This window comes from uncultured Tateyamaria sp. (assembly GCF_947488715.1).
In the GTDB taxonomy this organism is placed as follows: domain Bacteria; phylum Pseudomonadota; class Alphaproteobacteria; order Rhodobacterales; family Rhodobacteraceae; genus Tateyamaria.
Genome location: NZ_CANLAG010000005.1, coordinates 93,908 through 112,961 on the forward strand (window position 1 = coordinate 93,908; position 19,054 = coordinate 112,961).

The window sequence follows — 19,054 nt, forward strand, 5'->3', positions numbered from 1 at the left end:
GACGCATCAATCGTGATCAAACCTTCACATACCTACCCGGCACGGTAGAAAAGATAGCGTTCCGGATCGACCGTGTCCGGCCCTTTGATCTGTTCCAGCCCAACGAGCGGCTGTTGCGACAGCACCAACCCACCCGGCACCATCAGCGCGGCGATCAGCGGGCTGAGGCGTCCGCCTTCCTCGACGTCTTTTTCCTTGACCCCATAGCCAAAGTCGTAGTGCGCCAGAGCCATCCGCCGGCCGTCACCAGCGAGCTGCTTCAGCATGTCCTCCGCCTCGCCCAGAAGAAAGTCCTGCTCGGGCGGAATGCAGCTGGGATGCGGCTTGAGCACGCGGTCAATGACCCAGATGCGACGGTTGGGGATCTCCTGACGCAGATGGTCATAGGTGCGCCCGTTTCCGAGTCCCATTTCCAGAACGTCGCCCTGCAGCGGGGCGATTAGATCAGCCGCCCAGTTGATGCCGTCGATTTGTGCGGTCAAACGGCGCCGCATGGATTCCAGTCTGCTCATTCTTCGTTCTCCAGTGCCCATGGCGTTGCGCCACCCAGCATCATTTCGTGCGTAAAACCTTCGACAAAAGACCAGATCGCGGGGGTGTGAACGAGGTGGTGCGTCAACAGCCCCAGCGGTTCCGCCGCGTCTTCGTCGCCACGGCATCGCGCGTTCAGATGCGCCGCGGTTTGCAGGATCAGGTGATCGGGATCCACCAGATCACGTGTGCCTTTCCAAAAGATCGGGTCGATATGGGTGTTGATCTGACGCACACCTTCGGTCGCAAGCTGCGCCGTGCGTGGGCCAAAGGTCGACAAGGTGGTGTAGCCCGCCCCGGCCAGCGCCTCGGTCACGGTTTCATTGATCCGGTTCCAGGGCGGGACAAACATGGGCCGGGCGCGGCCACCAAAGAGCGCGGTCATGCGGTCCAGACCCTGCGCCGCCTCTGCAACTGCGGATGGTCGCGGGGTTTGGAACTCGTTCTTTTTGCCCACACCCCCGCTGTGATCCGTATGGGACCAGCCGTGGACCACAGGTACAAAACACTTGGGCAAAGTGTCGGCCAGGGTCCGTGTCGCGGGTTCGGGAATGACGGCGAGGTGAACCAAAACCCCAACCGTTTCCGACAGTTGCGCCAATTGGTCGAGCTGCGGTGTCGGCTCAATCGCATCATCATCGCGCCACCACACCGGCACGGGTAAATCAGCGCGTCTACAGGCGCTCAGCGCTTCGCGCAGGGGGTGCCAATCAATTGTCATCTGTTGTGCCCTTGCAAGAGACGGTCAACGATTTCGACGGTTTGGGTCGCGCCATCCATGCCATCCGTGCGCGGTGGTCGCGCAGGCTGCGTGATCACGGTGCTCAGGGCTGTGATCAAGCCCTCCGCTGTCAGATCGCTTTGCGGTACAACGCCAATCGCGGGCAGGGCGGCCAGTGCTGCGGCGCGCAGGCCCTGTTCGACCTCTCCGCCATCGTCGAAAGGGATGAACACAGCCGGGACGCCCGTTTGCAGGATGTCCATCGCGGTGTTGTAGCCGCACATCGAGACAGAGGCCGAAGCCCCCTGCATCAGCACGCGAAAGTCGGGCCGTGGCGCTTCGACCGCCATGTTGTCGGGCGCTGTTGCAGCAACCTGTGCAACCCTGTCCTGACCGCCGCCCACGATGCACCGCCAGCGCCAATGCGGCGTCTGCCGCGCCGCCGTCAGCGCGGTTTCAAACACAGCGTCGCCCACATTTCCGCCACCTGCGCTGACCAGTATTTCACCATGTGTCTTGGCGTCCTGACCGGGGGGCGGGGGGGCGACAAACCCGGTGTAGTGCAGAACGGATGCCATCCGCTCGGTTACGGGCCAGCTGCGGTCAAGCGGGACCAGATCGGCATCGGAATGCACCAGTACCCCGTCGTAGAAATCCGCAACCAAAGTGTCCGCAAATGCGGCCTTGGACGGTTTGCTGGGCGGGGCGAGGATGTCCCGCACAGAGGCGAGAACCAGAGGGCGCGGATGCATGGTGTGGGCCTGCGCCAAAAGCTGTTGAAATTCGTCCCTTAAGATGCGGCGACCAAAGGGGAACAGTTCTGTGATCAGCACGTCCGGGGCGGCAGTGGTCAGCGCGCCCGTCAGAGCGGCCAGTCGCGTGTCCATATGTGCGGTGTCTACCAGCGCGCCGTTTTCATCCAGCAGCTTGGTAAAATCGATGCCATTGGACCGGACCGGCGGCAATTGGATCACCTCAAGTCCCGTCGTGTCAAAATGCGGCACCGGGGTGCCGCCGCTGACAATGGTGACGCTGTGACCTCGGCCCGCAAACGCGCGGCCCAGCGTCAGCGCACGAGCAAGGTGCCCTGTGCCCAACAGATGTGTCACGACGATCATCACGTTCATCAGACACGGTCCTCCAACGGTACGGGCTGCGGTTCTGCGCGCAGGTCCTGACCTGTGACATGCAGGACGAACAACCTGTTCCGCTTGATCCGAAACGGCGCGGGGCCGTCAAAGTTCCAACCGCTGGCCATCGCCATCAGAACGCGCATGATCCCGATATGGCACACCGCAACGGTGTCCCCCTGCAACGTGGCGAGCCATGGCAACAGGCGGGCGCGCACGTCATCCGGGCTTTCCCCATCTGGCGGGCGGTAGTGCCATCCCCAGTGTTCGATGTCGCGAAATCCGGCATTCGGGTCGGCGCGCAAATCAGCGCCGTGTTGACCCTCCCACTGGCCCCAATCCATCTCGATCAGTGCAGGCTCTGGCTGTGCCGCCCGTCCGGCCACCAATGCCGCTGTCTCCAACGCGCGCGATAGCGGGCTGGCGACAACGGTGGCGTCTTGCCAGCCTGCGGGCAGGCATTTGGCACCCAGATCCGCGCGGGCGGCATCATCCAACGGAATATCCGTGCGCCCCTGAATACGACCCCCCCGGTTCCAGGGCGTATGCCCGTGGCGCAGCAATGCAATCCGGGTCATGTCAGGCCTCTGAGTTCAGTGTCGATTGTGCGGGCGGCGTGGCCCAACAGGTGCCGCGCGCCGACGGTGTCGCGTGCAGCTTTGCCTGCCGCCCGTCGTGCGCCTTGGTCGCCCAGCAGGTTTGCCAGATGATCCGCCATGGCCTGTGCGCCCGCGTTGACGTCAGATTGGGGGCCAACCACCACGTCACAAACGCCGGGCCGGTTTTGGGCGACCACCGGGACGCCTGCGGCCTGCGCTTCGAGGTAGGTCAGGCCAAAGGCTTCGTTCACGCCGGGCCAGAACAGGATCGACGCTTGTTTGTAGAGGTCTGCCAACGCGGCGCTATTCAACTGCCCCAGCAGGCGCACCCGGTTGCCAAAGGGTGCCATCAGCGCCTCAACCTCATGGCGCGCCGTGCCGTCACCCGCAATGTCCAGCCGCCAATCCATCCCAGCGGGCAAAGTGCGGAGCGTCTCGGCAATCAGGCGGTAAGAGGCCAGCTTGTCCCCCTCGCGCATCATGCCGACACTCAACATGGGGCCGTCCAGCGTGCTGGCCTCCGGCAGCGCATCCTGTTGTAAAAATGGTGGCAAATGCCTGAGAACCTGTGCGGCAGGGGCATCCCGGCGCAAGGTCTCTGCGTCCCGGTGGGTCAGGTAGAATATCAGGGCGGCCGCGTCGCTTGCGTCCTCTGCGGCCTGCGCAAACTGCGCCCATGGGCCTTGCAGACGCTTGCGCGCGCGCGTGCTTTCGATCTGCACATAGGGCAGGGCCAGCGCGTCGCACACCGCAGGCCCGATCAGGTCCGGTGCCTTGTAGTAGTTGTGGTAGGTGACCCACACCCGCCAGGTCCGCGCCTGTGGTGTGGCCAGCAAGCGTGCCGTTTCCGCACGCGCCGCAGCCAATAGGGCATCCTGCGTTTCGGGCAGCCCAACACCGTCATACAACCGCAGTTCAGACGCCAGATCGACGGCGCGTCCCGTGGCCTGCATGGCAGCCATCAACGCCCGTGCCATAGTACGGTCACCAGACGGAACAGTATGGTTGGGGGCCTTGAGCGGCGCGTAGAACGCGACCGTCATGCGTTTGGCCCCTTGTGTAAAAGCGGTTTCAGCAACCCGTTCAACTGGTTGATGCCGGGCTGCATCTGAAACCCGTCCCGCAGTCGAGCAAGGGCGGCGTCTGCCATGTCGGGGCCTTTGGCCGGTGTCAGAGCAAAATCCGCCATGTGGCGGGCGAGCGTGGCGGGGTCATCCGCGCTCAGAACACCGTGGACACCGGTGTCGATGAATTCCGGGATGGCAGAGACGGGCGTGGACAGGATTGGCAGCTTTTGACTGGCGGCCTCCATCAGAACATTCGGCAGCCCGTCCCGATCCCCATCCTGCGCAATCCGGCTGGGCAGAACAAACAGGTCCGCTGCGCGCATCGCGGCGATGACCTCGGGTTGGTCACAAGCACCACGCCAGGTGATGCGGTCACCAATGCCCAGATCGACCGCCTGCTGTTTCAGCGTATCGCCCAAAGCGCCGCCACCAATATGGGTCCAGTGCCAGTTGATGTCCGGCGGCAGCAGCGCAAGTGCCGCGACCAGATTGTCAAAGCCCTTCTTTTCCACCAGACGCCCCACCGACACCATGGCAAAGGGGTCATCAGCGGCGCGCATGGGCCGTTCGGGCGGGGCCGGGAAACGGTTCAGGTCAAGCCCGTGATAGATCAACTCCACCGGCGTTCCGGCAGACAACCCCTTGAGATGATCCGCCCCAAAGGCGGTGCAGGTGGCACCAAACGCGGCACCCACCTGGGCCGGGTCCAGCTTTTCCCGCAACTCCCATTCGGGCGACGTCCAGATATCCTTGGCATGGGCGGAAAAGGACCAGGGCATGCTGCGCAGCATAGCGGTGTAGCGCGCAACAGACGCTGGCGTATGTAGGAAATGCGCATAGAGCGCTTGCGTGTCCGAGGGCAATTCGCGGGCCATCACACAGGCTTGGCCAAACCGGCGGATGCGGTTCCTGTTTCGGTCGCGCATCAGATCGCGCAGGAAATGCCGTGCGGCTGTCCAGAACCCGCGCCGCGTCATGGCGGCGGCAATGCTGCGCAGCACGCGCACAGGTTCGTCGTGCAGGTATTCGGGCAAATAGTGGACCTGCGCGCCCAACTGGTCATGCAGGGGATGTGTCTTTTTGTCGGTCGGATGGCGCAGCGACCAGATGGCGAAATCAAGTCCGGCGCGTTCCAGCGCCACAAGTTCCTGGGCGATAAAGGTCTCTGACAGGCGCGGCCAGCCTTTGACCACGACCGCGAGGCGGGGTGCTTGTGCTGTCATTCGGCGGCGTTGCTCAGGCTCTGATCCATCAGCAGGCGCGCGCGTTGGTTCACCACGTCCAAACCGTCCAGTAGACCGTTTGCACCCGCCTCGGACGGGCGTTTCTGATGTGGCAGTCCACGGATGGCTGCGATCATCGCCTCGGGTGTCAGCCCGTCGCGGAACTGATCGAGGTTGCGCACCAGACCCAGCTCTTCGGCACGGTTGGCACGGATCCATTGCTCAAGCCGCGGCTTGGTCCGTGGCACGATCACTGCGCGCTGGTCAAAAGACAGCAACTCGCAAAAGGTGTTGTAGCCCCCCATACAGATCACGCCCTGCGCCCCGGCAAAAAGCGACTCGATCCGGCTGTCGAACCCTGTGGCCGTGACGCGGCCGTTCAACGACGCCACGCGGGCCTCAAAGGCGTCGCGCGTGTCACCGGACAGGAATGGGCCATAGACCAGCACCGCATGCGGCGCGAGGTCGGGGTCGGTTTCGTAGGCTTTGAGCACCAGATCGACCATCGCCTCGCCATCGCCGCCGCCACCGGGGGTTACAAGGATGTATGGCGTGTCTGGCACGTCTGCCGGGTCGATGATGCTGCGCCGCAAATAGCCGGTCCAGACGGTACGCCCGCGCGCCGACGGCGACAGCGGTAGCCCTTCGGTCGGGTCATAGACGGACCGCATGCCATAGACCCAAAGTTCGTCGTAAAATGCTTCGGTCGCCTCAATCGCGCCTTTGCGTGCCCACTCGGTCGCCAGCACTTCGGCCTCGTCCAGCACGTCACGCAGACCCAGCACGATGCGCGTGTGGCCCTTGCGGCTGAGCTGTTCCAGGGTCGGCAACAGCTCTCCGCGAAAGCCGGTGGGTTCCTTGTCGACGATCAGCAGGTCGGGTTCGTATTGCGTGACAGTCGATTCAATCAGCCCCGCACGCAGGGCGGTTGTCGCCTCTATGTCCATGCCGGAGTTCTGGCTGACATAGCTGCCATCGGCCAGTTTCTTGACGCCGGGCAAACGCACGTGATCGACCGTATCGGGAAAGGTGAACCGCCCCGCCACCGGGCTGCCGGTCAGGATGATCGCCGACCCGACCGTGCGCGACTCTGTCAGCGCAGAGGCCAGCGCCCGGCTGCGGCGCAGGTGGCCCAGGCCAAATGTATCGTGGCTGTACAGGACAACGCGGCGGGGGCGTGTTCCGGCACAATCCGGTGTCCCAGTTACGGAGTGGCCCATCGTCGTCGTCTTTTCCCGCTATTCACCAGTGCCCTGCAATCAGGGCGCCCAGCACTCTTGTACCATCGTATACCATAATCGCGCCCCTTCCCAAGACCAACGCGTTCTGGCGGTCACCCGTGTGGCCGCTGTGTTTCGATCACAACACCACCGGACCAACGGCGATATGCCATGGAATGCAGCACGATGCAAAACACGTGTTTGCACGGAGGCGATATTTGAAATCACAATTTGCGCCGCGGGAATTGTCATCGCACCTGCCGTCGCGTAGCGTTTTCGTGATGCGGGGATGGGTGTACAAGCCGTGAAAAGACATTGGGTGTCCGGGCTTTGGGCCCTCATTTTGACCTGTATGCTGCTGGTGGCGGGTCCTCTGGCGGCCCAAGGGCTGACCAGCCTGTTGCCCGCACCCACGCAAAGCACACCCGAAACCGACGTCTCTGACCTGATGCGCTCGGCTGCGGAAAATGGTGTCAGCGTCATCGTGATCGACAGCGATGGCCGGGTCCTGACCCAGGTAGGCGATACATCAGCGTCAACACCATCCACTGATCCGGGGTCGGGTTCGACCCTCATGGCGATCCAGGATGATGCCGTGGCGTTTCGGTCCGCATTGGTGGACAGGTTCCTGAACCTGCCCGTGGCCTTCAACGAGGTGCTGTATATCCTGCGCGCGACCAGCCCGGATGGCACCATCTTTGCCTTTGTCGAAGTGCTGATCTACAGCTTGTTGCTCTTTGCCGCCGGGATGCTGTTCGAGGCACAGGTGTTTGGCAAACGCATGGTCAAAAACTTTGTCGTGGCCCGCATCCGTGAAACGCCCGAAGGGTATGGGCAAAAGATGCCATTTCTCGTCTTTCGCTTTGTTATGGGGGTGGTCGGCATCGTCGTGTCCATGGCGGTGGCCTATGTGCTGGGCTTTATCATCTTTGGCCCGCTCGAGGACCCGGCACTGCAATTCACCGCATCGCTGATCAACGCCGGCTATTTCATGGTCCGCGCAACCTCAAGCGTATGGCGCATGATCCTGTCGCCCTACCTGTCGCAATACCGCATCCCCATGTTCTCGGATCAGGACGCCCGCCGGCTGCACCTGTGGCTCAGCGGCGTAGCGGCCATGGGGTTCTTTGCCATCCTGTTCGGCGTGTGGATCGAGGAACTTGGCCTCAATCACGAAGTCTATGTGTTCCTCTTTTCGCTGCTCAGCTTTGGCGTGATGACCATCAACATCGCGCTTGTCTGGGCCAACAACGCGGCCATCACCAATGCCATTCTGAACGGCAAACGGGCGCGGGATGCCACGTGGATCCTGCGGACGCTGTCGCGGATCTGGGCGCCGATCGCCGTCGCGTATTTCCTGTTCGCCTGGGGGGAACAAAGCTATCATCTGGTGCTGGGTGATCCGCTTGGTGTGCCGCTGTTGGCGGCCGCCTGGGCGATCCTGACAGTGATCATTGTTGTCTACGGCGTGATCAACTTTTTCATCGAACGCAGTTTTGAGCGCGCGCGTTACCTGCGCGAGCGCAATGAACTGTCCGGCATGGCCCCGAATGCCACGGCGCGATCCGCCGACATGACCACCGGCCCGCGCATCATGACCTTCGAGGGTCTGGCGCAGCGCATCGCGGGCATCCTCGCCTTTGTGGCTGGCACCTATGCCTTTGTCGCAATCTGGCGGCCCGACACCAACATGATGGGCGAAACCTGGACCGACCGCGCGCTGGACGTGATTGTCATCCTGTTCATCGGCTATATCGCCTACAACGCCTTCCGTATCTGGATCGACAACAAGATCCTCGAAGAACAAGGCGATGTGGTCGAAGCGGAACTGGGCGATGAAGGCGGCGGATCATCCGCGTCGCGTCTGGCTACGCTGCTGCCGCTGTTCCGCAACTTTGTCCTGCTGGTCATTATCCTGACGATCCTGCTGATCGTGCTGATGGAACTGGGCATCAACGTGGGCCCGCTTTTTGCCGGTGCGGGCATCGTCGGTGTCGCGGTTGGTTTCGGCAGTCAAAGCCTCGTGCGGGATATCTTTTCCGGTGCGTTCTTCCTCTTCGACGATGCGTTCCGTAAGGGTGAGTATATCGACGTCGGCGGGGTCAAGGGCACGGTCGAAAACATCAGCGTGCGGTCGTTTCAACTGCGCCACCACCTTGGCGCGCTGCACACCATCCCCTTTGGCGAAATCCAAGTGCTGACCAACTATTCCCGCGACTGGGTGATCATGAAACTGCCCCTGCGCGTGACCTATGACACCGACGTGGAAAAGGTGCGCAAGCTGATCAAGAACCTCGGTGTTGCCCTGCTCGACGATCCGGTGATCGGCGACAACTTTATCCAGCCGCTGAAATCGCAGGGCGTGATCGAAATGCAGGACAGCGCCATGATCATCCGGGTCAAATTCATGACCAAACCGGGCGACCAATGGCTGGTGCGCAAAAAGGTCTACGAGGAAATCCGCGCGCTGTTCGAACGCGAGGGGATCAAGTTCGCGCACCGCGAGGTGACCGTGCGTCTGGCCGATGGGCAAAAACCCGACGAACTCACGGACGAGGACCGCAAGGCCATCACCGCCGCCGCACAGGCCTCAATCGAGGAAGAATTGCTGGAAGATGCCGCCGATTTCGGCGACGACCGCTGATCCCCCTCGACATGGCCGCAGAAAGGGCATAGGCGCGCATGCTTTGGGGCTGCTGCCCCGTCTGACAGGACCGTTCCCTTGATCGCACCGCTTCAATCCGCGCTGACCGCCCGTGGCTATACCGACCTGACCCCCGTGCAAACGGCTGTGACCGACCCCGATCTGATCGGGTCCGACCTGCTGGTCTCGGCCCAGACCGGGTCCGGCAAGACGGTGGGCTTTGGCCTGGCCCTCGGCCCCACACTGCTGGGCGACGAAGAGCTGTTCGAGCTGGCCGACGCCCCGCTGGCACTGGTGATTGCACCGACACGCGAACTGGCGATGCAGGTCAAGCGCGAGCTGGGCTGGCTTTATGGCGAAACGGGTGTGGTCATGGCCTCTTGCGTGGGGGGCATGGACATGCGCGACGAACGCCGCGCGCTGGCCCGTGGCGCGCATATCGTGGTGGCCACGCCGGGCCGCCTGCGCGATCACATCATGCGCGGATCCATCGACCTCACTGCCATTCGCGGCGTGGTGCTGGACGAGGCGGACGAGATGCTCGATCTGGGCTTTCGCGAGGACCTCGAGTTTATCTTGGGCGAATGCCCCGACACCCGCCGCACGCTGATGTTCTCGGCCACCGTGCCTGCGCAAATTGCCAAACTGGCCAAAACCTACCAAAAGGACGCGGTGCGCGTCGCCACCACGACGGGTGAAAAGCAGCACGCGGACATCACCTATCAGGCGATGATGGTGGCCAACCACGACGCCGAAAACGCGATCATCAACATCCTGCGCTATCACGAGGCGCCCAATGCCATCGTGTTCTGCAACACCCGCGCCATGGTCAACCGTGTCACCACGCGGCTGTCGAACCGGGGCTTCCCCGTGGTGGCGTTGTCGGGCGAGTTGACGCAATCCGAACGCACCAACGCGTTGCAAGCGATGCGCGATGGGCGCGCGCGGGTCTGTGTGGCGACGGATGTGGCCGCGCGGGGCATCGACCTGCCCAACCTCGATCTGGTGGTGCACGCCGAACTGCCGTCGAACCACGAAACCCTGTTGCACCGTTCGGGCCGCACGGGCCGCGCGGGCCGCAAGGGCACCAGCGCGCTGATCGTCACGGCCAAGGTCCGGTCCAAGGCGATGCGCATCCTCAAATCCGCCAAGCTGGACGCCGACTGGGTCGACGCCCCTTCGGCCGAAGCAGTGCGCGCACAGGACGAGGCGCGCCTGCTGCAGGACCCGATGTGGACCGACCCCATCACCGATGGCGAGGCGGACATGGTCGCCAAGCTAGCGAGCCAGTTCAGCACCGAACAACTGGCCGCCGCCCTTCTGCGCATCCACGGCCACCGCCACTCGGCCCCCGAACACCTCTCTGCCGTGAACGAAAAGGCGCCTAAGGCGCGTACGCCCTTTGGGCCCAGCACGTGGTTCTCCGTCACCGGTGGCCGCGATCAGGGTGTCGAAGTACGCCGCCTGCTGCCCATCATCTGCAACGCGGGCGACATCACCAAGGACGACATCGGCGCGATCCGCATCCAGAACGACATGTCCTATGTGGAACTGAAATCAGAGGCCGTCGCAGGCTTTGTCGCCGCACTTGGTGCGTCCATGCAGGTCGAGGGTGGGGCCAAGGTCACCAAGCTGGACCAGGTGCCCGACGCCGCGTCGCAGCCGAAACCACGGTTCGAGGGCAAGCCCAAGCGCGACTATGGCGACGCGCCCAAACCGCGCGCCAAGCGGGACTATGACAGCCCGAAGAAACCCTATGAACCAAAGGCCAAGCGCGGGTTCCCCGATGCGCCGAAACCCTCCCCGCGCCGGGTCTGGGACAGTGATGCGGCACCCGCGCCCAAGCCCAAGCCGCGCAATGACGCAGCCCCCATCGATTGGAACGACACCTCGACGCCGAAACCGCGCAAACCAAAGCCCGGCGCCAAACCGGCTGCAAAATCCCGCTATACAAAGGCGCCGACGACCCTTGAAAAAGCGGTCAAGGATGGCAGCGTAACAACGCCCAAGAAACCGCGCCACAAGACCGCACAAAAGGGCAAACCTACAACCGGCGGTGCGCCCAAGACGGCGAAATTCAATTCGAAAAAGAACAAGGCCCGCCGCGCGGCGTCCCAAGGTGGGGCGCAACCACCGCGCCGCAAGGGGTAAGCCCTATGGTCAGGTGACCGCGTGATGCGCCACCTTGTCCGGGTCCCAGACAATGCCAAGGCCTGGACCGCGCGCGGTGACGCGGCCTTGGTCCAGCGCCAACGGCGCGGCCATCAACCCGCCCGCAACATCCAGCCACTCAAGGTATTGTGCGCCGCGCGTGGCGGCCAGCGCGTGGGCGGAGGCTTCGATGAACAGATGGCTCGAGACGGGCACGGCTGCGGCGTCGGCCATGGCCGCTGCCTGCACCCAGCCCGTTATGCCGCCGATCTTGATCATGTCGGGCATTGCGTAATCGGTTGTGCCGGCGGCCAGCGCACGGGCTGCATCCGCCGCGTGCCACCAGTTTTCCCCCGATTGCAGCGGTGTGGACACCGCCGCCCGCACGCTCTGGTAGGCGGCGACATTCTCCGCCGCTACGGGTTCCTCAACCCAGAGCAGGTTAAGGCCCGCATCCTCAATGGCGCGGATTCGGCGGATCGCCTCCGGTGCGTCAAAGGCCTGATTGTAATCCAGCATCAGATCGCGGTCCGGCCCTATCATGTCGCGCACCACGCGCAGGGCGGCGACATCCTCCTGCACTGAAGGAAAGCCCAGCTTGACCTTGATCGCCTCGAAACCCCGGTCCAGCGATGCCGCAATCAGCTGCTCGTCGCGGCCCGGCACGAATACGCCTTGGCTGTCATAACAGGGCAGGGCACGCGGGCTGGCCCCCAACAGCGCGCAGACGGGTTGACCCAACGCCTTGCCTTGAGCGTCCCACAGCGCCAGATCGATCCCCGCCAGTGCCATGCCGACCAATCCCTGCCGACCCAAAAGGCGAAACTGCGTCTCTGTTTGGCGCGCAAAGTCGAGCGGTAGCGCAGATGCGCCTTTCAGCGTCTCACCCAACCCATCCAGAAACGTCACCAGCGGCGCCAGCATCAGCGGCGTGTAGGCAAAGATATACCCCGTTCCGGTCACGCCCGCGTCAGTCTCTAAATCCACCAGCACCAAGGGGGCCGCTGGGATCACGGCCTGCGCCGTGCTGATCGGTTGGGCCAGCGGCGCCATCACGGCGCGCGCCTTGAGGCCTGCGATCCGCATCAGCCTTTGTAGGGGTCAAGGCTGTCGCGCAGCCCGTCGCCGAGGAAGTTGAATGCCAGCACCACGATGATGATCGGCAGCATCGGGATCGCCGTCCACGGATAGATCTCGATGCTCGCCAGGTTCTGCGCGTCGTTCAGCATCACGCCCCAGGACACCGCAGGCGCGCGCAGGCCAAGGCCAAGGAAGGACAGCGCCGTCTCGCCCAGGATCATCGCCGGGATCGACAGGGTGGCCGATGCGATCAGGTGCGACATGAAGTTGGGCAGCAGGTGCCGCCGGATCACCCGCCCCGGTTTGGCCCCCATCATCTCTGCCGCGCGCACATATTCCTCCTCTCTTAACGAGAGGAACTTACTTCGGACCGCACGGGCGAGGCCGGGCCAATCCAAGAGCCCGAGGATGATACTGATTATGAAAAACACCGACACCGGCCCCCAATTCGACGGCACCGCCGCCGACAGGGCCAGCCACAGTGGCAGCTCGGGCAAGGACCGCAAGATTTCGATTGCGCGGTTCACGACCCAGTCGACCCAACCGCCGAAATAGCCCGCGATGGCGCCGAAGCCGATGCCCAGGATGAACGACACGGTGATCCCGATCAGACCCACGGTCAGCGACAGCTGCGCCCCGTAGGAAATCCGCGAAAACACGTCTCGGCCCAGACGGTCAGACCCAAAGATAAAGATCGTCGCCCCTTCGGGTGCACAAAACAGGTGCCGTTCGGTCGGGATAAAGCCAAACAGGTGGTACTGCGTCCGCTTGCAAAAGAACTGCAGCGGCATCGGACGGGTCTCATCGGTGGTATAGGTCCACCGGTAATTCTCAAGGTCGGCCACCGCCTCGGTTGGATAGACAAAGGGGCCGATGTAGTCGCCTTCGTGCCAGAAATGGATCGCTTGCGGCGGGTGGTACAGGTAATCCGCGCTGCGCTCATTCGGCGTGTAGGGCGAAAAGAACCCGGCAAAGGGGATCGCCATGTAAGCCAGGAACAGGAAGATCCCCGACAACAGTCCCAACCGGTGGCGTCGGAACTTGCGCCAGACCAACAGCCAGTTGGGGGCGTCCATGTCCGAACGGTCCAGCGCGGACAGATCGACATTGGGATCATAGGGGGCGTCATCAATGTAACGGCCGTCGGGCAGGGTGCTCATATCGTTATCCTTCCCGCGCGCCATAGCGGATGCGCGGATCAAGCAGCACCAGCAAGAGGTCTGAAATCATTGTCCCAATCAACGTCAACAGCGCCACGAACATCAGCACGAAGGCGGCCAGGAACTGATCCTGCGACTTGAGCGCCGTCAACAGCGCCGGCCCGATGGTCTGAAGGCCCAGCACGACCGACACCAGAACCGATCCCGACACCATCGCGGGCAGCAAGTTGCCGATGTCCGCGACAAAGGGGTTGAACGCCATGCGCAACGGATACTTGGTCAACAGCCGCGAAGGTGCGAGACCCTTGGCCATCGCCGTCTCCACGTAGGGTTTGCTGAGCTCGTCCAGCATGTTGGCGCGCAGACGTTGCATCATGCCTGCAGCCCCGGATGTCCCGATCACAAAGGTCGGCACGATCAGGTGCACAAGGATCGACTGCACCTTGCCCAGCGACATCGGCTCGCCCTCGTATTCCGGGGCCATCAGGCCACCAATCGGCAGGCCAAGGTATTTGTGCCCGTAGTAGAACAGGATCAGCGCAAGCAGAAAGTTCGGCGTGGCGAGACCGAGATAGCCAATAAAGGCAGTGGTGTAGTCGACCCACGTGGCCGACCGCGCCGCGGCAAGCACACCGAGGGGCAGCGCCACGAGATAGACAAACAGAACCGCCGCCAGGTTGACCAGCACCGTCAGCCACAGCGCGTCGCCCACGATCTCGGCCACGGGCGCATCAAATTCGAATGACCAACCGAAATCGCCCTGCAACAGACCCGAAAACCCCTGCGGGCCGGGGATCACACCGACCCAGATCAGGTATTGCTGATAGAGCGGGCGGTCGAGTGCGTATTCCTTGCGCAGGAACTCAGCCTTGGCGACACCTTCAGCCTGACCGGTGGCGCGCAATTCGGCAATCTGGTTGGACAGGTAATCGCCGGGCGGCAGGTTGATGATGACAAAGATCAGCATCGACACCACGATCAGCGTCAGGACCATCGTCAGCAGACGATAGGCCGCATAGCGAATGAACATCATTCCGTCACCTGCGCCAATTCTTCATCGGCAAAATAGAATTCATCCACCCGGTGTACGCCGAAATGCGCGCCGGGATCCCAGGCCCATTTGCCGAACTCCGGCACGTTGCGCAAACGGTCTGACACAACGACGGGCTGCGGGGCCTCGGATAGGATGCCAATGCCGAATTGCTGATCGGCATGTATTGCCAACATTTCGCGCCACACCCGCGCCCGGTCATAGGGGTCTGGCTTGGCCTCCCACTCGGCGGCCAGTGCGAGCAGGCGCTGGGCGTCGGGCATGTCCACAGGCTCACCTGCCTGTCCATGGGTCTGATAATATTGCCCCCACTTGGGCCAGGCGAAAAACACCTGATCCGTCGGCGCGAGGTAGTTGGGGGGCGTGTAGGGCTGCGGGATACCGTTGTCCCAGCCGAACCAGACCGCGGCCATGGTCACACCGGAAAACACACGGTTGCGCAGGATGTCGCGATCCAGAGGGCGCATGATGAGCTTGATGCCGAGATCGCGCCACGTGTCGGTGATAATGGCCAGCGCGTTTTCGACCTCTTGCCGTTCGCCGGCCGTCTCGATCACAAATTCCATCGGTCGCCCGTCCGGCAACAGCCGGATGCCAGAGCCATCACGCGTGGTCAGGCCCATCTCGTCCAGCATCAGGTTGGCTGTGTCCAGATCATAGAGCGCCCATTTGGTCAGGTTCTCGGATTCAAAGAACGGACTGGCCGCAAGGGCGGTCATGTTCCCTTCCTTGCCCAGCCCGAAATACAGCGCGCGGTTGATCATACGCCGGTCGATGCCCATCGACAGCGCCCGCCGGAACCGCGGATCGCGGATCACCGCACGCCAGGTCGGGTCGGCAAAGTTCAGGTTGGGGTAAATGGCAATCTGGCTCGCCGCACTGTTGGCCCACAGGTAGGTGCGGTAGGGCGCGCCGTCCGCTTCGCCCTTTTTCAGGATCGACACATCGCGAAAATCGAGGCCACGCGCCTGCAAATCCGCCTCACCCGCGTTTGCCTTGGCCGCGACGAGGCCCGAGCCCACGATGTGCATTTCGACCACGTCGATATAGGGCAAATGCGTGCCGCGCGCATCGACACGGTGGAAGTAGGGGTTGCGCACAAAGAGCTGGCGCGACTGACCGCCCGTGCTGGCAGGCATCCATGGCTGCAAGGTCGGCAACTCGTGGTTGTCGAACTTGTACATGTTGTCGAGCTTGTTGTGCAGCGGCGCCCAACCCCGCACCCGCTTGCTGTCGATCATCTCTTCCATTTCTTCCATCGTGTTAAAATCCACGTGGAATTGGCGGAGGTAGTGGGCGGGCCGGTAGATGAACGGCGGGCTGGCCTGTGCAAGTGACTGCAGGAACATCGGGTTCTGGCGTGGGAACTCGACCACAACCGTGTGTGCGTCGGGGAACGTCATGGTGCCGATTTCGTCACCCGCGCGCATGATCTCGGGCGGGCCGTTGGGGCTTAGCTCGCTGTTTTGGGCGACATGTTCCCACCAATAGCGGAAATCCTCAGAGGTAAAGGGCGCGCCATCCGACCAGCGGTGACCGGGTCGCAGGTGCAGTGTGAATTTGCGCCCGTCCTCAACGTCGTAGTCGCGCAAAATGTCGGCACGCAGCTGGTAGTTTTCGTCGTAGCCCACCAGCCGGGCATAACCGTAAACCACCATCTGCCGCACGTCCTTGGACCGTGTGACCATCGTGCGCAGCGTGCCGCCCTGTTTGCCAAACGTCCGCCCCTTGGCCTCGAGATCGACGATCAGCGGGGTGTCGGGGATACGGTCGGGGGCCGGGTCCATCTGTTTCTTGGCAACCTCAGCCGCCCAGAAACCGCTTTCTTCTACTACGATTTCGGCACTGGCGGGCAGGGCGATCAGCCCGGCGGCCAGGCACGTTGCAAACATACGGGTCAGTCGGTCAAACATGGCAGCGCACCTTGTGTCCGGGTTCAATCTGGATGAGGTCGGGCGCGTTCAACCCGTCAAATCGGAACATGTCAGGCCAATCGCTGGGCGATCCGGCCCCACGCGCGACCTGCGCGAGGTCGATGGGCCGTGTGACATCCGGTTCGGGTTGCGCGGCGATCAGCGCCTTGGTGTAGGGATGGCGCGGATTGTAAAACAGGGTCTCTGGCGGCGCCTGTTCCACCACGACGCCCTGCCGCATCACGGCCACCTCGTCGGCGATCCGTGCGACCACGGCAAGGTCGTGGCTGATGAACAGATAGGACAGGCCCATGCCCTCCTGGATGCGTTCCAAAAGGATCAGGATCTGTTCCTGAACCGAAACATCCAGCGCCGAGGTCGGCTCGTCACAGACCAACAGCACCGGGTCCAACGTCAAGGCGCGTGCAATCGACAGGCGCTGACGTTGACCGCCGGAAAACGCATGCGGATAGCGTTTCAGCATATCAGGGTTCAGGCCCACCCAACGCAACATTTCCGCCGCCTTGTCGCGCCGGGCAATGCGGTCGCCAATCCGGTGAATTTCCATGGGCTCGGTCAACGCTTCCTGAACGCGCATGCGCGGGCTCAACGACGAATAGGGGTCCTGAAACACCATCTGTGCCTGTTTTTGAAAGGCGACCTTTTGTGCGCGCGACAGTTGGTTGATGCACACAGGCTCAGCACCCGGTGTCGGGCGAAACAGAACCTCGGAACCCTCGTCCGGGTTTTCAGCCCCCAGTGCGATGCGGGCGCAGGTGGTCTTGCCCGACCCGCTTTCTCCCACCACGGCCAGTGTCTTGCCGCGTGGCAATTTCAGGGACACGTCGCGGCAGGCATGCACCTGCTTGGTCGCGCGCCACCCTCCGGCCCGGACGGTGTAGGTCTTGCACACTTTGTTCAGCTCGAGGATCAGGTCATCCTGTTCCACTGGGGCGGCGGGCGTCGCCACGTCCGGGATCATCGGTGCGGCGGCAAACAGTTTCTTGGTGTACCCATGACCGGGCGCGCCCAAAACCGCGGCTGCGGGGCCGCTTTCCATCACGTGGCCCTTGTTCATCACGACAACGCTGTCCGCCATATTGGCCACGACACCCAGATCATGGGTCACGAGGATCATCGCCATGCCGGTGTCGCGCTGCAGGTCCTTCATCAGGCCCAGAACCTGCGCCTGCGTGGTCACGTCCAGCGCGGTGGTCGGCTCGTCCGCGATCAACAGATCGGGTTTCGCAACCATCGCCATCGCAATCATCGCGCGTTGACGCATGCCGCCCGACATCTCGAACGGATAGGCACGAAAGGCGCGCTCGGCATCGGCAAAGCCCACACGCTCAAAGGTGGCAAGGACGTCTTTCTTGGCCTCTGCCGCACTCATGTTGCGATGGAGCGTCAGAACCTCAGCGACTTGATTGCCGATCCGGTGCAGCGGCGACAGCGACCGCATCGGTTCCTGAAAGATCATGGAAATCCGGTCGCCCCGAATGTCGCGAATATCCCGGTTGGACAGCTTGAGAAGATCGGTGCGCGATGCGCCTGTGCCAAATTCAATCACGCCACGACGCAATTGCGCTGTACCGGGCAAAATCCGCAGGATCGAACGGCACGTCAGCGTTTTGCCGGATCCGCTTTCGCCGACGAGGGCCAGCGTTTCGCCGGCACTCACAGAGAAATTGACCCCTGCGACAACAGGTGGCGCAGTGCCAAACCCGATGGAAAGGTCTCTTACGTCGAGCAGGGGGGCCATTCTTGGTCCTTCAATTGCATTTTTTCATGCCGATCTTCAGTCAACCCGATTCCAGTCCATAGGTCCATACACGGGATCCTGAAGGTTTCGTGCTACACTTTTCGCATTTTCTGCCCCATCTAAGGGTCAAAGCCAAAGGAATGATCAATGACACAGAGCCGCCTTGACCTTTTTGTTGACCGTATGGTGTCGCAACGCGCCTGCCTGGACCATGCGGCGCAGGCGATTTCGCAACTGGCGGGGCCGGTGTTTGAGCTGGGCCTGGGCAACGGCCGGACGTATCATCACATGCGCCACGTGATGCCCGACCGCGACATCTATGTATTTGAACGGGCCATCGCATCGCATCCCGACAGCACACCAGATGACGACATGGTCCTGTTGGGGGACGTTTTTGACACGCTGCCCGAGGCGCTGGCGCGTTTTGGCGCGTCGGCGGCGCTCATCCACGCTGACCTTGGTGGGCACAACCGCGCCAAGAACGATCTTTTTGCGCAAAAGGTATCGCCGGTGATTGAGCCACTGCTGGCCGTTGGTGGTTTGATGGTCTCGTCAGACAAAATGTATTTTGACGGCCTGGTGGAACAGCCCTTGCCCCAGGGTGCGGTACCGGGGCGGTGCTTTATCTACCGCCGGGACGCGTGATCCAAACCGTCGTCCGGTCGGAGAGCGGCCCTTCGGGGAGAGTTTATCTGGCAAGATGACGGGGCAGCATTACGCCTAAATGACGTGGCGGCGCATGTCGAAACGCTTGCCCTTTTTGTGTGCACGCCTAGGCTGAACCCTGCGCCGGACGGTGATC

General features: G+C 62.6%; 15 protein-coding genes. 3 read left to right on the forward strand and 12 right to left on the reverse strand.

Annotation, left to right across the window (positions count from 1 at the left end):
- Nucleotides 1–32 precede the first annotated feature (32 nt).
- The 7 genes from Q0936_RS12790 to Q0936_RS12820 are packed head-to-tail and all read right to left on the reverse strand — an operon-like array spanning nucleotide 33 to nucleotide 6,491.
- Nucleotides 33–512 carry a class I SAM-dependent methyltransferase gene (locus tag Q0936_RS12790; RefSeq protein ID WP_299142830.1) on the reverse strand — a complete coding sequence of 160 codons (480 nt, stop codon included), beginning with the start codon at nucleotides 510–512 and terminating at the stop codon, nucleotides 33–35.
- Nucleotides 509–1,252, reverse strand: coding sequence for a polysaccharide deacetylase (locus tag Q0936_RS12795; RefSeq protein WP_299293589.1), 744 nt, complete (start codon nucleotides 1,250–1,252; stop codon nucleotides 509–511). The genes Q0936_RS12790 and Q0936_RS12795 overlap by 4 nt, the downstream gene beginning before the upstream one ends.
- Nucleotides 1,249–2,379 carry a glycosyltransferase gene (locus Q0936_RS12800; RefSeq protein ID WP_299293586.1) on the reverse strand — a complete coding sequence of 377 codons (1,131 nt, stop codon included), beginning with the start codon at nucleotides 2,377–2,379 and terminating at the stop codon, nucleotides 1,249–1,251. Before Q0936_RS12800 ends, Q0936_RS12795 begins: the two co-directional genes overlap by 4 nt.
- The gene (locus tag Q0936_RS12805) at nucleotides 2,379–2,960 is read right to left on the reverse strand and encodes a histidine phosphatase family protein (protein WP_299293583.1); all 582 of its coding nucleotides are present in this window, start codon (nucleotides 2,958–2,960) and stop codon (nucleotides 2,379–2,381) included. The genes Q0936_RS12800 and Q0936_RS12805 overlap by 1 nt, the downstream gene beginning before the upstream one ends.
- Complete coding sequence (locus tag Q0936_RS12810) at nucleotides 2,957–4,024, reverse strand: glycosyltransferase (RefSeq protein WP_299293580.1); 1,068 nt, start codon at nucleotides 4,022–4,024, stop codon at nucleotides 2,957–2,959. The genes Q0936_RS12805 and Q0936_RS12810 overlap by 4 nt, the downstream gene beginning before the upstream one ends.
- The gene (locus Q0936_RS12815) at nucleotides 4,021–5,271 is read right to left on the reverse strand and encodes a glycosyltransferase (protein WP_299293577.1); all 1,251 of its coding nucleotides are present in this window, start codon (nucleotides 5,269–5,271) and stop codon (nucleotides 4,021–4,023) included. Before Q0936_RS12815 ends, Q0936_RS12810 begins: the two co-directional genes overlap by 4 nt.
- Nucleotides 5,268–6,491, reverse strand: coding sequence for a glycosyltransferase (locus tag Q0936_RS12820; protein ID WP_299378172.1), 1,224 nt, complete (start codon nucleotides 6,489–6,491; stop codon nucleotides 5,268–5,270). The genes Q0936_RS12815 and Q0936_RS12820 overlap by 4 nt, the downstream gene beginning before the upstream one ends.
- A 319-nt stretch (nucleotides 6,492–6,810) precedes the next feature.
- On the opposite strand from Q0936_RS12820, the gene Q0936_RS12825 reads away from it, so the two are divergent.
- Together Q0936_RS12825 and Q0936_RS12830 are read left to right on the forward strand one after the other, a co-directional pair.
- On the forward strand, nucleotides 6,811–9,135 hold the full coding sequence (locus Q0936_RS12825) for a mechanosensitive ion channel domain-containing protein (protein WP_366864955.1): 2,325 nt from the start codon (nucleotides 6,811–6,813) through the stop codon (nucleotides 9,133–9,135).
- A gap of 78 nt (nucleotides 9,136–9,213) precedes the next feature.
- Nucleotides 9,214–11,286 carry a DEAD/DEAH box helicase gene (locus Q0936_RS12830; RefSeq protein WP_299295765.1) on the forward strand — a complete coding sequence of 691 codons (2,073 nt, stop codon included), beginning with the start codon at nucleotides 9,214–9,216 and terminating at the stop codon, nucleotides 11,284–11,286.
- Between the two features lie 9 nt (nucleotides 11,287–11,295).
- Here Q0936_RS12830 and Q0936_RS12835 read toward each other — a convergent pair whose 3' ends face one another.
- The 5 genes from Q0936_RS12835 to Q0936_RS12855 are packed head-to-tail and all read right to left on the reverse strand — an operon-like array spanning nucleotide 11,296 to nucleotide 18,252.
- The gene (locus Q0936_RS12835; RefSeq protein ID WP_299295763.1) at nucleotides 11,296–12,372 is read right to left on the reverse strand and encodes an enolase C-terminal domain-like protein; all 1,077 of its coding nucleotides are present in this window, start codon (nucleotides 12,370–12,372) and stop codon (nucleotides 11,296–11,298) included.
- The gene (locus Q0936_RS12840; RefSeq protein ID WP_299295761.1) at nucleotides 12,372–13,526 is read right to left on the reverse strand and encodes an ABC transporter permease; all 1,155 of its coding nucleotides are present in this window, start codon (nucleotides 13,524–13,526) and stop codon (nucleotides 12,372–12,374) included. The genes Q0936_RS12835 and Q0936_RS12840 overlap by 1 nt, the downstream gene beginning before the upstream one ends.
- Nucleotides 13,527–13,530: 4 nt before the next feature.
- Entirely contained in the window at nucleotides 13,531–14,559 is a 1,029-nt protein-coding gene (locus tag Q0936_RS12845) for an ABC transporter permease (protein WP_299142796.1), read from the reverse strand.
- A complete protein-coding gene (locus Q0936_RS12850; protein WP_299295772.1) occupies nucleotides 14,556–16,469 on the reverse strand; it encodes an ABC transporter substrate-binding protein in 1,914 nt (637 codons plus the stop codon). The genes Q0936_RS12845 and Q0936_RS12850 overlap by 4 nt, the downstream gene beginning before the upstream one ends.
- Nucleotides 16,470–16,482: 13 nt before the next feature.
- On the reverse strand, nucleotides 16,483–18,252 hold the full coding sequence (locus tag Q0936_RS12855) for an ABC transporter ATP-binding protein (protein ID WP_299378175.1): 1,770 nt from the start codon (nucleotides 18,250–18,252) through the stop codon (nucleotides 16,483–16,485).
- A 147-nt stretch (nucleotides 18,253–18,399) separates the two neighbouring features.
- Between Q0936_RS12855 and Q0936_RS12860 the strand changes: the two genes are divergently transcribed.
- Nucleotides 18,400–18,897 carry a class I SAM-dependent methyltransferase gene (locus tag Q0936_RS12860; RefSeq protein ID WP_299295107.1) on the forward strand — a complete coding sequence of 166 codons (498 nt, stop codon included), beginning with the start codon at nucleotides 18,400–18,402 and terminating at the stop codon, nucleotides 18,895–18,897.
- Nucleotides 18,898–19,054: the final 157 nt, after the last annotated feature.

Bases quoted from the DNA above. Each gene is read 5' to 3' on its own strand.
- Q0936_RS12790 (WP_299142830.1), bottom strand. From the start codon at position 512: ATGAGCAGACTGGAATCCATGCGGCGCCGTTTGACCGCACAAATCGAC.
- Q0936_RS12795 (WP_299293589.1), bottom strand. From the start codon at position 1,252: ATGACAATTGATTGGCACCCCCTGCGCGAAGCGCTGAGCGCCTGTAGA.
- Q0936_RS12800 (WP_299293586.1), bottom strand. From the start codon at position 2,379: ATGAACGTGATGATCGTCGTGACACATCTGTTGGGCACAGGGCACCTT.
- Q0936_RS12805 (WP_299293583.1), bottom strand. From the start codon at position 2,960: ATGACCCGGATTGCATTGCTGCGCCACGGGCATACGCCCTGGAACCGG.
- Q0936_RS12810 (WP_299293580.1), bottom strand. From the start codon at position 4,024: ATGACGGTCGCGTTCTACGCGCCGCTCAAGGCCCCCAACCATACTGTT.
- Q0936_RS12815 (WP_299293577.1), bottom strand. From the start codon at position 5,271: ATGACAGCACAAGCACCCCGCCTCGCGGTCGTGGTCAAAGGCTGGCCG.
- Q0936_RS12820 (WP_299378172.1), bottom strand. From the start codon at position 6,491: ATGGGCCACTCCGTAACTGGGACACCGGATTGTGCCGGAACACGCCCC.
- Q0936_RS12835 (WP_299295763.1), bottom strand. From the start codon at position 12,372: ATGCGGATCGCAGGCCTCAAGGCGCGCGCCGTGATGGCGCCGCTGGCC.
- Q0936_RS12840 (WP_299295761.1), bottom strand. From the start codon at position 13,526: ATGAGCACCCTGCCCGACGGCCGTTACATTGATGACGCCCCCTATGAT.
- Q0936_RS12845 (WP_299142796.1), bottom strand. From the start codon at position 14,559: ATGATGTTCATTCGCTATGCGGCCTATCGTCTGCTGACGATGGTCCTG.
- Q0936_RS12850 (WP_299295772.1), bottom strand. From the start codon at position 16,469: ATGTTTGCAACGTGCCTGGCCGCCGGGCTGATCGCCCTGCCCGCCAGT.
- Q0936_RS12855 (WP_299378175.1), bottom strand. From the start codon at position 18,252: ATGGCCCCCCTGCTCGACGTAAGAGACCTTTCCATCGGGTTTGGCACT.
- Q0936_RS12860 (WP_299295107.1), top strand. From the start codon at position 18,400: ATGACACAGAGCCGCCTTGACCTTTTTGTTGACCGTATGGTGTCGCAA.